The sequence below is a fragment of the Kitasatospora sp. NPDC005856 genome (assembly GCF_040629945.1).
Taxonomy (GTDB): domain Bacteria; phylum Actinomycetota; class Actinomycetes; order Streptomycetales; family Streptomycetaceae; genus Kitasatospora.
Genome location: NZ_JBEXWT010000012.1, coordinates 137,034 through 148,056 on the forward strand (window position 1 = coordinate 137,034; position 11,023 = coordinate 148,056).

General features: G+C 74.1%; 9 protein-coding genes and 1 tRNA gene. 3 read left to right on the forward strand and 7 right to left on the reverse strand.

Annotated features, from left to right (window positions below; translation table 11 throughout):
- The first annotated feature begins 55 nt into the window (after positions 1–55).
- Positions 56–2,242, forward strand: a complete 2,187-nt coding sequence (locus ABZ449_RS10545; protein ID WP_360343383.1) for a helix-hairpin-helix domain-containing protein — start codon at positions 56–58, stop codon at positions 2,240–2,242.
- A gap of 102 nt (positions 2,243–2,344) precedes the next feature.
- On the opposite strand, the gene ABZ449_RS10550 is transcribed toward ABZ449_RS10545, so the two are convergent.
- A complete protein-coding gene (locus ABZ449_RS10550; protein WP_360343386.1) occupies positions 2,345–2,950 on the reverse strand; it encodes a hypothetical protein in 606 nt (201 codons plus the stop codon).
- Positions 2,951–3,315: 365 nt separating this feature from the next.
- On the opposite strand from ABZ449_RS10550, the gene ABZ449_RS10555 reads away from it, so the two are divergent.
- Positions 3,316–3,525 (forward strand): DUF5703 family protein, encoded by a 210-nt coding sequence (locus ABZ449_RS10555; RefSeq protein ID WP_224285495.1) that lies wholly within the window; start codon positions 3,316–3,318, stop codon positions 3,523–3,525.
- Between the two features lie 149 nt (positions 3,526–3,674).
- Here the strand turns inward: ABZ449_RS10555 and ABZ449_RS10560 are convergent, their stop codons facing one another.
- The 3 genes from ABZ449_RS10560 to ABZ449_RS10570 form a co-directional block, all read right to left on the reverse strand.
- On the reverse strand, positions 3,675–4,583 hold the full coding sequence (locus ABZ449_RS10560) for a chaplin (RefSeq protein WP_360343389.1): 909 nt from the start codon (positions 4,581–4,583) through the stop codon (positions 3,675–3,677).
- 442 nt (positions 4,584–5,025) lie between these two features.
- Positions 5,026–5,262, reverse strand: a complete 237-nt coding sequence (locus tag ABZ449_RS10565; RefSeq protein WP_360343433.1) for a chaplin — start codon at positions 5,260–5,262, stop codon at positions 5,026–5,028.
- A 259-nt stretch (positions 5,263–5,521) separates the two neighbouring features.
- Complete coding sequence (locus ABZ449_RS10570; protein WP_360343392.1) at positions 5,522–6,853, reverse strand: M20/M25/M40 family metallo-hydrolase; 1,332 nt, start codon at positions 6,851–6,853, stop codon at positions 5,522–5,524.
- Positions 6,854–7,144: 291 nt separating this feature from the next.
- Here ABZ449_RS10570 and ABZ449_RS10575 point away from each other — a divergent pair.
- A tRNA-Leu gene (locus ABZ449_RS10575) sits at positions 7,145–7,229 on the forward strand.
- A 132-nt stretch (positions 7,230–7,361) separates the two neighbouring features.
- Here ABZ449_RS10575 and ABZ449_RS10580 read toward each other — a convergent pair.
- The 3 genes from ABZ449_RS10580 to ABZ449_RS10590 form a co-directional block, all read right to left on the reverse strand.
- Complete coding sequence (locus tag ABZ449_RS10580) at positions 7,362–7,985, reverse strand: hypothetical protein (protein ID WP_360343395.1); 624 nt, start codon at positions 7,983–7,985, stop codon at positions 7,362–7,364.
- Between the two features lie 510 nt (positions 7,986–8,495).
- Positions 8,496–9,854: a chloride channel protein gene (locus tag ABZ449_RS10585; protein WP_360343397.1), complete on the reverse strand. Its 1,359-nt coding sequence runs from the start codon at positions 9,852–9,854 to the stop codon at positions 8,496–8,498.
- 272 nt (positions 9,855–10,126) lie between these two features.
- Entirely contained in the window at positions 10,127–10,864 is a 738-nt protein-coding gene (locus tag ABZ449_RS10590; protein ID WP_360343400.1) for a TetR family transcriptional regulator, read from the reverse strand.
- Positions 10,865–11,023: the final 159 nt, after the last annotated feature.

The following is an 11,023-nucleotide window of genomic DNA, read 5'->3' on the forward strand; positions in this document are numbered from 1 at the left end:
CCGGCCCGGGTTGTCGAGCAGAACCTGCAGTGGAGTGACCTTGGAGCGGACGACGATGACGGACACGGGCAACGGCGCTCCGGAGGTGACCGCCGGGGCCCAGCTGACCCCGGAGGAGAAGGCGGCGAAGTTCGCGGAGCTGGCCCAGCGGATCCGCGGCATGCAGCCGGAGGACGCCGCGGCGAGTGCCGCGCGGGCGGGTGCCGCCCGCGCGGAGGCCTCGATGATGGAAGCCCCGGCGACGGAGGCTCCGACGGAGGAAGCCCCGGTGTCGCAGGTCCCGACGGCGCAGGCCCCGGAGCTTCGTGGGCCGGAGCCGGCTGCCCCGGCCGCTCCTGCCCCGGCCGTCCCGGTTCCCGCTCCGGCCGCCCCCGCCCCGGTGGTGTCCGACCGGCAGCGCGGCGAGGCGCTCCGCGCCACCGCCGAGGTGCTGACCTCCGGCGGCGCCCCGGCCGAGCTGGCGGCGGCCGCCGTGGCCGCGCTCGGCGAGGAGGCGCCCGCACGGCTGCGCGAGGACCCGTGGGCGGTGCTGGGCCTGCCGGGTGTCCGTCCCGAGCACGCGGACGGCTTCGCCCGGGAGCTGCTCGGCCCCGACGCCGGCCCGGGTGACCAGCGCCGCGCCCGGGCGCTGGTGCCGTGGTTGCTGGAGCAGGCGGCACTGCGCGGGCACTCGGCCCTGGAGCTCGCCGAGGTGGCGGCCGGGCTCGACCGGCTCCGGATGCCCGAGCCGGCCGCCGCGATCCAGGCCGCCGTCGAGGACGGGCGGGTGCTGTCCTTCCAGGAGGAGCTGACCGGCCCCGAGGCGCACGCGGCGGGGGGCGACGAGGAGGACGAGGCGCCGACCCGGACGCTGCTCGGGCTGGCGGGACTGGCGATGGCCGAGGACAGCCTCGCCGAGAAGCTGCTCCAGTTGATGGCCACCTTCGCCCCGGGCGAGGTTCCCGACGGGTCCGACGCCGGGGCCGAGGACTCCGGGGCTGAGGATTCCGGGACTGAGGTCGCGGCTGCCGACGGCTCCGCCGAGCAGCCCCCCGTCTCCCCCGGCCCGACCGCCTGGGCGGCCGCCGCCGAGGCCGCGCCCTCCTCCTCCGCGACCGCCCTGATCGAGGCCGTCGCCGAGCACGCCCTGGTGCTGCACACGGGCGGCGAGGCGGCCCGCGCCGAGCCGGCCGTGCTGGTCACCGCCGCCCGGGGCCTCGGGCTGCGGGCCTGGGCCGCCACCTGGACCGACCAGGGCCGGGACTCCTTCGCCGCCCTCGCGGGGAACGACACCGGCGCCGAGGCCTCCGTGGTCACCCTCGCCGACCTGCTCTCCGGTGCCGCCGGCCCCGGCCGGGCCCCGGACGGCACGCTCGCCCTGGACCTGTTGGTCGTGCTGGACGCCCCGCTGCTGGACGTCGAACTGGCCGCCACCGTCCTGGAGTCGCTGGCCGACGGCACCCGGCTGGTGCTCAGCGGCGACCCGGGCCAGCTCTGGTCGGCCGGCCCCGGCCGGTTCTTCGCCGACCTGCTGGCCGCCAAGGTCTGCCCGGCGGTCGCCTCCCGCACCCCGGACTTCGGCCCGATCGGCGAGCTGGTCTCCGCCATCGGCATCGGCGAGCTCCAGCCGGTCGAGGCGCCGGACAAGGAGGTGGTCATCCTGACCGCCAAGGACGCCGGCGAGGCCGTCCACCGCGCCATCCAGCTGCTCACCGACTCCATTCCGCGCGCGCTGGGCATCCCGGTCGAACAGGTGGTGCTGCTCACCCCGGGCCACGGCGGCCCGGCCGGCACCCGCGCGCTGAACGCCGCCGCCAAGGCCCGGCTCAACCCCGGCCCCGGCCGGTTCGGCGGCTTCGACCCGGGCGACCGGGTGGTCGACTCCCCCGCCCCCGGCGTCACCCGCCCGGCCCGGGTGCTGGACGGCGACGCCGACGGTCTGCACCTGGAGTACGCGGACGGCTCGCGCCGGACCGTCCCGCCGGCCGAGGCCGCCCGGCTGCGGCACGGCTGGGCGCTGACCGTCCACCAGGCGCTCGGCCGGCGCTGGCCCGGCGCGGTCGTGGTGCTCCCGCAGGACGCCGCCCCGACCCTCACCCGGCAGTGGGTCTACACCGCCTTCGGCCGCGGCGAGCGGCACCTGTCCGTGGTGCACGCGGCGGGCCCGGCGCTGGCCCAGGCCGTCGCCGAGCGCCCGGCGCAGCCCCGCACCACCCGGCTGCGGGCGGTCCTCGCCGAGAACGCCGCCGCCTCGGCGTACTGACCGCCGTTCCGGCCGGCCCCGCCCCGACGGGCCGCCGGCCGGAACGCACGACGGGCGGGCCCCGGTGATCCCGGGCCCGCCCGTCGGCCGTCCTGGACGGCGTCAGTCGTCCGGCTCCTCGTCGTCGTAGACCTCGCTCACGTCGAACCGGCAGATCAGCAGCTGCGGATCGGCGTGCTCGAAGGGTTCGGGCAGCCACTCGCCCGGCTCGGTCGGCTCGGTGGCCGCGACCCAGAGCGTCGAGTCGGCCTCCTCCAGGCCGAACTCCTCGCTGCGGGCGGCGATCTCGTCGGGCTCGTACTCGCCGAACAACACGCCGATCGCGGCGTTCACCCCGCCCGCCCCGGCTCCGCCCGGGGTCAGCGAGTCGTCCAGCCGCTCGGCCTGGGCGCGCAGGCGCTCGGGGTCGACGACGTGGTAGTCGCGGCGGATCAACACGCTGATCGCCTCGGGCTGTTCGGGGCCGTGGTAGCCGCCGGGGCCCTCGTCCCCGGGGATCTCGAAGGGCGTCACCTCGTCGTAGGCCTCGTACAGGAGCTGGTCGTAGGCGATGGCCGCCGTGGCGAGCTGCTCGTAGGCGGCGGAAACGGCGGGATCATCGGCTGCGTTGGGGCTTGACACCGCTTCCAGATGACGGTCGATGGCGGCCTTGACCGCCTCAGCGGCGGCGCGTACCTCGGCAATGGTGGGCTGCGCGGCATCAGACATGGTGCAGACGCTATCTCCCCGCGGCGCCGGTACGCACAGCGGTTGTCACCTACGCCCGCGATTTCACCGCAACTTCCCCCCTGATGTCCGATCCGTGCCACTTCGTCCCCCTGCGACACCGGCGCGAAGCGGGCGCGGAGGGCGCGCAACGGACTCGACCGGGCCGCCCGGGTGCGGCTTCGCGCGCCGGGATCGGGGTATTCCTTCCACAGTGGCAACGGGACTGATACGCAGTCAGTCGACGGCACGGGGTCCCGCCCCTTCCGGCCGCCGCCTCCGCACGGGAGGGACGGCCGGAAATGCCCGGGCCGACTGTCCGGGGCAGGCCGTAGGCTTGCCCGAAGGTGACCCCCAGGAGGAGCGTTTTGACCCCACGGAAGCCGGTCCGGCAGCCGGAGTACGAGTACCAGTCCCTGCGCATGCCGCGCGGCACCACGCGCAACGCGGCGCGCCAACTGCTCACCGAGCACGCCGAGTACGGGCACTGGGAGCTCGACCGGCTCAGGCTGTTCCCCGACGGCAGCCGGACGGTCCGACTGAAGCGGCGGATCATCCGGCAGGTCCGGAGCTGGTGACGAGCGGGGCACGGCCGCCCCGGACACACCTCGCATGGAGCCTTCACGCACCCGCGGCCACCGGTTCACTCGGCGGCCGCGGGTACGTCGTTCCCACGAAGGGTGCGCGGGTCCGGTTCAGTGTGCGCCCCGGCTCCCGCGCGGCCGGATCAGCGGACGCCGGCCCGGGCCCGGCGGTAGAGCACGCCACCGCCGAGCATCAGCGCGAGGCCGACACCACCGAGCAGCTCGACGCCACCGGCGCCGGTGGAGGCCAGCTGGGGGCCCTGCGGCGGAGTCTTGGCGACGGCCTTGGCGGGCGCCACGACGGCCGCCTCGGCCTTGACGGGCGGAGTGGAGTTGCGGGATACGTTCGTCACCTCCTCGGAGGAGACCTTCGGCGGGGTCGGGCAGACCTCCACACAGCCCTCGACCGGCTTCGGGTTGGGCTTCGGGGCGGGCGGCGGAACGACCTCTTCCACGTTGGCGCAGTGGTTGCCGAAGGCCGGGTTGGCGGCACCGACCACGTTCACCGAGTTGCCGCAGGCGTTGACCGGGACGTCCACCGGCGCCTGGACGCTGTTGCCGGAGAGCACGCCCGGAGAGCCGGCGGCGACACCCGAGGCGCTTGCGCCCGGCACCGCGGTACCCGGCGCGGCGGCCGCCGGCAGGGTGGTGGCGCCCGGCACCGCGGTACCCGGCACTGTGGAGCCCTGACGCCCGTCGGCAGCGGAACCGTCGACGCGGCTGTCGCGGCCGTCGTGGCCGGCGCCGGTGACGCCCGAGCCACCACCGTGCTGGCCGCTCTGGCTGCTCTGACCGCTCTGGTCGCTGTGGGCCGGCTTGGACGCGTGCTGGCCCCCGCCGCCGTTGACGTTGGCGCAGCGGTTGCCGTAGGACGGGTTCAGCAAGCCGATCACGTCGACGGTGTTGCCGCAGGCATTGATCGGCACCTGGATCGGCACCTGGACCGAGTTGCCCGAGACGACGCCCGCCGAGCCGGCGGCCACCCCCTGCGCCTCGGCTCCACCCGCATAGGCGTAGCCGGCGGTCGAGGCCAGCACACTGCCGGTGGCCACGGCCGTGAGGATCCCCTTCTTGGCTACTTTCCTCATCTTTTCCCCTGACATTTTCGAGACGACGTGTCAACCTTGACATGAACCTTTAAAAAAGTCGGAATTTCCGTATATCCGTAAATCACGCAAGGGCTTCGGCTGCACACGGGTTAACGAGGGGCCAACGGGGAGGTTGAGCCGAACGAATCGGCTTCACCCGATCGAGCGATCGTGTCGGACCTCGTGTATCCGGCGGCCGACGGGGCCCCGGAACGGGTCCGGCAGACCCCGAACGGGCGGGCCCGCCCCACTCCGGACCGGACCGACCCGCCCGGAACACCGGGAAGGCCGGACCGCCCGGACCGCCCGGACCTCCGGGAACGCGAACGCCCCCGGCGCGGCGCGTCCGCCGCCCGGGGGCCGCCGGTGAGTCGGCTCAACAGGCCCGCGTGGCCCGGAGGTTGGCTCAGACGTTGGCGCAGTGGTTGCCGAACGCCGGGTTCAGCACGCCGACGACGCTCACGGTGTTGCCGCAGAAGTTGACCGGGATGTGCACCGGAACCTGGATCTGGTTACCGGAGAGCACACCCGGAGAGCCGGCGGCCACACCCTCGGCGCCCGCGTGAGCGGACGCGACACCGGCGGCGGCGAGCACCAGGCCACCTGTGGCGGCGGCGACAGCGGCGATCTTCTTGACCTTCATCATTCCTCCTGTACGGACAACGCAACCCGTTCGGCGGGCTGCACAGGGATGAACGACGCTGCGGCAAACGGGGTACGGAGTGGATCTCCCATTCACCCGCAACGGTGAGGCCTCGCACACATGATCAGCTTGGAATTGCGAGCAGAATCGCTTCTGTCGATCTTCTTCTTCCCGTCCCACAATCATCAGCTAGGACAATGCGGTCGGCCCGCCCCCGGCACTCCGGGAGCGGGCCGACCCAGTCGCCTGATCAGGGCTCTCAGCAGGCGTCGATGAACCGGTCCAGCACCCGGACGCCGAACTTCAGACCGTCCACCGGCACCCGCTCGTCCACGCCGTGGAACATCCCGGCGAAGTCCAGCTCCGGCGGCAGCTGGAGCGGCGCGAAGCCGAAGCAGCGGATGCCGAGGTCCTGGAAGGACTTGGCGTCCGTCCCGCCCGACAGGCAGTACGGCACCGCGCGGGCGATCGGGTCCTCGGCGCGCAGCGCGGTCTGCATCGCCTCGACCAGGGCGCCGTCGAAGCCGGTCTCGATCGCCTTGTCCGAGTGCAGGCTCTCCCGCTTCACGCGCGGGCCGAGCACGCTGTCCAGCTCGGCCAGGAACTCCTCCTCGTAGCCGGGCAGGAAACGCCCGTCCACGTGCGCGGTGGCCTGACCGGGGATCACGTTCACCTTGTAGCCGGCGCCGAGCATGGTCGGCTGGGCGGTGTTGCGCAGCGTGGTGCCGATCATCTTGGCGATGCCGCCGAGCACCCGCAGCGTCTCGTCCATGTTCTCCGGGTCCAGCTCGACCCCGAGCGCGTCCGAGAGCTCGTCCAGGAAGGCCCGGACGGTCTTGGTGATCCGCAGCGGGAACTGGTGCCGGCCGAGCCGGGCGACCGCCTCGCACAGCTCGGTGATCGCGTTGTCGTCGTTCTCCATCGAGCCGTGGCCGGCCCGGCCCTCGACCGTCAGGCGCATCCAGTGCATGCCCTTCTCGGCCGTCTCCACCAGGTAGAGGCGGACCTGGTCGTTGACCGTGAAGGAGAAGCCGCCGACCTCGCCGATCGCCTCGGTCACGCCCTCGAACAGCCCCGGGTGCTCGTCCACCAGGAAGCGCGCCCCGTAGGTGCCGCCGGCCTCCTCGTCGGCGAGGAAGGCCAGCACGATGTCGCGCGGGGGCTTGCGCCCGGTGCGCAGCCGGTCCCGGATGACCGCCAGGGTCATCGCGTCCATGTCCTTCATGTCGACCGCGCCGCGCCCCCAGACGCAGCCGTCCGCGATCTCGCCGCCGAACGGGTCGTGGGTCCAGTCCGCCGCGTTGGCCGGCACCACGTCGGTGTGGCCGTGGATCAGCAGGCCCGGACGGGAGCGGTCCTCGCCCTCGATCCGCACCACGGTCGAGGCCCGGCCCTTGGCCGACTCGAAGATCTTCGGTTCGAGCCCGAACTCGGCGAGCTGCTCGGCCACGTACTCGGCCGCCTTCCGCTCGCCCGGCCCGGAGCCGTCCCCGTAGTTGCTGGTGTCGATCCGGATCAGATCGCGACAGATCTCGGCGACCTCGGACTCCGCCGTCACCTTCGGTGCCGCCGACTCGCTCCGCTCGCTCACGGTCACTCCTCGTCTTGGGCCCGCACCGACGCACCAGCGCGCCACCCCCAGGACCTGCACCCGGGCCGTACGAGCACGTCCGCCCATCCTCTCCCAGCCCCGGACCCCGATCCAGCCCCCGCGCGCTCCCGAAACCCCCTGGTCACGCCCCCGCCACACGGCGCCCCTTGCCGCCGTCACCGGTTGCGGGGGCCGGTCGGGAACCGTTTTGGGACCCCAAGCCGATCTTTGCTACAGTTACATCTGTCAGCGCGACGGACGAGAGATCGGAAGCCGCGAGGACGACACCCGGTCCGGGTGGCGGAATGGCAGACGCGCTAGCTTGAGGTGCTAGTGCCCTTTATCGGGCGTGGGGGTTCAAGTCCCCCCTCGGACACAGCAAGAAAGGCCCCAGATGATCTGGGGCCTTTCTGCTTTTCGGCTATGCCTTTCGGTCGCGGTCCTCCGTCCTGGCGGGACCGGCCCTACGGGACGGTGCCGGGGTCACACCCGAAGCGGCGGGGTTCGGTCACTCCTCGCTGGCGGCGGGCTGAGCGGCCTCGAGGGTGGTGGCGGCGGGCTCGGCCGCAACGGGAGCGGCGGCGGGCTCGGCCGCGGCGGGAGCAGTGGCGGTGGACTCGGCCGCGGCGGGGGCAGCGGCGGCGGGCTGGGTGGCCGCGGGGGTGGTGGACTCGTGGGTGGCGGCCGGGGCGGCCGCCGGGGTGGTGGACTCGTGGGCCGCGGCCGGGGCGGCCGCCGGGGTGACAGCCGCGGGGGTGGTGACCGCCGGGGTGGTGGACTCGTGGGTGGCGGCCGGGGTGGCGGCAGCCGGGGTGGTGGCGGCCGGGGTGGCGGCGGCCGGGGCGGCGGCGGGGGCGCTCGTCGAGTCATCGTTGAAGGTGGCGCCCGAACCCGTGAAGGAGCCGGAGACGCCGTTGTCGTCCGCCCAGATCCAGAAGTCGGCGTGCGAGACACCGTCGGGGCCTACGTGGGACTCGACGGCAGCGACGCCGGCGCCGTTCTGGTTGGCGATGAAGAAGCCCTTGCCGTAGTCCGCCTCCAGGCCTTCGTGAGCCGAAGCCAGCCCGGCGCAGCCGACCATGAGCGGGACGATGAGGGCGCCGACGGCCACGACTCGCTTGAGAGCACGCATGAAAATCTCCTCCACGGAGTTTCTGGTTGGGTGGCGGTGCCGTTCAGCCCCGCCGCGATTCAGAGAGCCACGCGCCACATCCCGCCGCAACCGGCGCCACGACCCGTCCGGCCTCACGTCCCGTCAGAAACGCCGCCCCCACCAGCGGAAACACCGTTCGTATGCCTATACGACAGGATCAGTCGGCTGGAGCACTCTGCGTCACCCTCCCCCGCGGCCAAGGGCCCCCTGCCCCGGACCGTCCCGGCGGGGCCGCCCCTCGGTCGCATCATGCGAACGGCCGGATACGAGGGCGCTCCGCACGGGAACGGTTGGCCGGGACCACCGCAGCGCCGGTCGACGATCACGACGGGTCGGTGTCCGCGGCACCGACACCGGCACCCGCTCCGACTCCGACTCCGGCTGACGGGCTGTCGGGCTCGCCGCCGTGCCGCCGACCGTGGGCGGATCGGCCCCAGCCGGCGGGGTGGGCCCGGGCAACGCAACCGGGAGGGACCGGCCGCACCGACGTCAGCCCGCCCCGGCGGGCTCCGTGCGGCCGACGGGCGCGGCGCCCCGCTTCGGCCGGCCGCGCAACGACTCCGCGGTGACGAAGGCCACCACCGTGGACACGATCAGCAGCGGCATCGAGTCGGCCGCCTGGCCACCGAGCAGGGCGGCGGCCAGGACGGTGCTGGTGACCGGCAGGCCGGTGACGGCGGCACCGGCGGCCGCGAGGCCGACCGCCAGGGCGGGCGCGGTACCGAAGCCGGGCAGCGGCGCACAGGCCATGCTCAGGGCCGCACCGAGCAGGAGCGCCGGGAAGATCGGGCCGCCGCGCAGGCTGCCGAGCGCGATCGACCAGCCCAGCCCCTTGCAGAGCGCGAGGGCGAGCAGCGCGCCGACCGGCCAGTCGGCCGGATCGGCGGCGAGCGCTCCCAGGGTGGCCTGCCCGGAGAGCGCGACCTGCTCCGGGGAGCGGCCGGTGATCAGGGCGTACGCGGCGAGGCAGCAGCCGACGGCGACCGCGCACAGCACGGTGCGCAGGGCGGTCTGTCGCGCGGTGGCGGTCGTGACGAAGGCCTTCACCCCGCGGCCGAGGGTCTGCCCGGCCACGCAGACCACGGCTATCGCGGCGGCCAGCGGGACGCCCCAGAGGAAGTCCCCCGGGTCGGGCACCCCGCTCCTCGGCACGCTCGGCAGCGAGAGCGCACCGATCGACAGGCCGGTCCAGTGGCCGAAGCCGGTGAAGACCAGCGCCCCCACCCCGCCGGACAGCAGGCTGGGCAGGATCAGCGCGATCAGCCGCGGACCGCCCAGCCCGGCCGCCTCGATCAGCATCACGGCGGCCACCAACGGGCTGCCGAAGATGGTGGAGATCGCCGCCGCCGATCCCGCCGTTCCCAACACGGCCACCAGCTGCGGCTGTTCGGCCCGTTTGGCGGACCGGACGGCGAGCAGGGCGAGGCCGCAACCGAGCGCCATCAGCGGGGACTCCGGGCCCAGCACCACGCCGAGCGGCAGACAGGCGAGCGCGGCCAGCACCACACCGGGGACGTCGACGGGCAGCGTGGGCGGGCCGCCGAACCCGTCGACCGGGACGTGACCGCCGTGCCCGGGCATCCGGGTCACGATCGGGGCCAGCAGGAGGCCGGCCAGCAGCAGCGCGGGCAGCGGCCACCACCAGGGGGCCTGGTGGTAGCCGGCCGTCTCCGGCAGGCTCTCCCAGACCCACTGCTGGAGTTCGTGCTCCAGGCTGACGAAGCCGAAGGCCGCCAGCGAGACGGGTATGCCGATCAGCGCCGAGACCAGCAACAGGCGGAGGTAGCCCTTGTGCAGCAGCACCTCACGCAGGGTCGGACCGCTGCTCTGCTGGGACGTCGCCGGCATCGCCGCTCCCTCGCACTCCCGGGCCGCCCGCCGTCGGGGAGGGCCCCTCCTGGGACCGAGTCTCGCCCGGACCCCCGGGGTTCGCACGGCGCACGGGTGGTCGACCGGCGCCTGGCCGGGTGCGGTTGGGCCGCCCGGGTGAGGCGTCGTTCGGTGGCCCGGGCGGCGCAGTAGGCCCGGGCGGCACGGTGGGACCCGGCGACACGGTGCGCCCGGGCGGCGCGGTACACCCGGGCGGTGCGCCTGGGCGGCACGGTGGGACCGGCGGTCCGTCAGACCTGCCGGGCGTCGGTGCCCAGCGCGCTCTCGATGCCCCGGACCATCCGCCACAGCGGCGCCCGGCGGCTGGCGACCAGGACCACGACGTCGTCGGACTCGCCCTCGGCGGCCTCGGCCGGACGGTCGCTCCAGGTGCCGGTGACGAAGCCCATCGCCGCGTCCACCTCGGCCACCCAGTCGCTCTCCCCGCCCGAGCGCAGCCAGGTGCGCAGGGCGTGGTTGTGCGCGGAGACGACGGCCGCGGCGATCACGTCCGCGCGCAGCGGGCCGTCGGGGCGGTCGGCGAAGCGGCCGCGCAGGTAGGCGGCCAGGGTGTGCTCGTAGCGCCAGACCACGGACAGCTCGTACGCGCGCAGGCCGGGCACCTTGCGGGTCAGGCGGTAGCGCTGGACGGAGAAGGAGGGCTGCTCGGCGTACATCCGCAGGACCAGGCGGGCGGCGTCGCAGGCGTGCCTGACCGGGTCCTCCTCGCCGGAGCCGGACTCCAGGAACTCCGTCATCTCGGCGAGGCTGCGCTCGTGGTCGGGGAAGACCACGTCCTCCTTCGCCGGGAAGTACCGGAAGAAGGAGCGCCGGCCGACGCCGGCCAGCGAGACGATGTCGTCGATGGTCGTCTGTTCGAAGCCGCGCTCGAGGAAGAGCTCGAAGGCCGCGGCCACCAGCGCCTCGCGCATCGCCGGCTTCGAGGGCCCGTCGTTCATGGACTGGTCCTGCTCTTCCTTGTCGCTCATTCACCGGAACTTAGCATCGGGACGACGCCGCGGCACCGACGGTCGGGTGGGCCGGCCGACCCGACCGTCGGTGCAGGTCGGGGCGGGTTACGGCAGGTTGCGGGCCATCACGATCCGCTGGACCTGGTTGGTGCCCTCGTAGATCTGCGTGATCTTCGC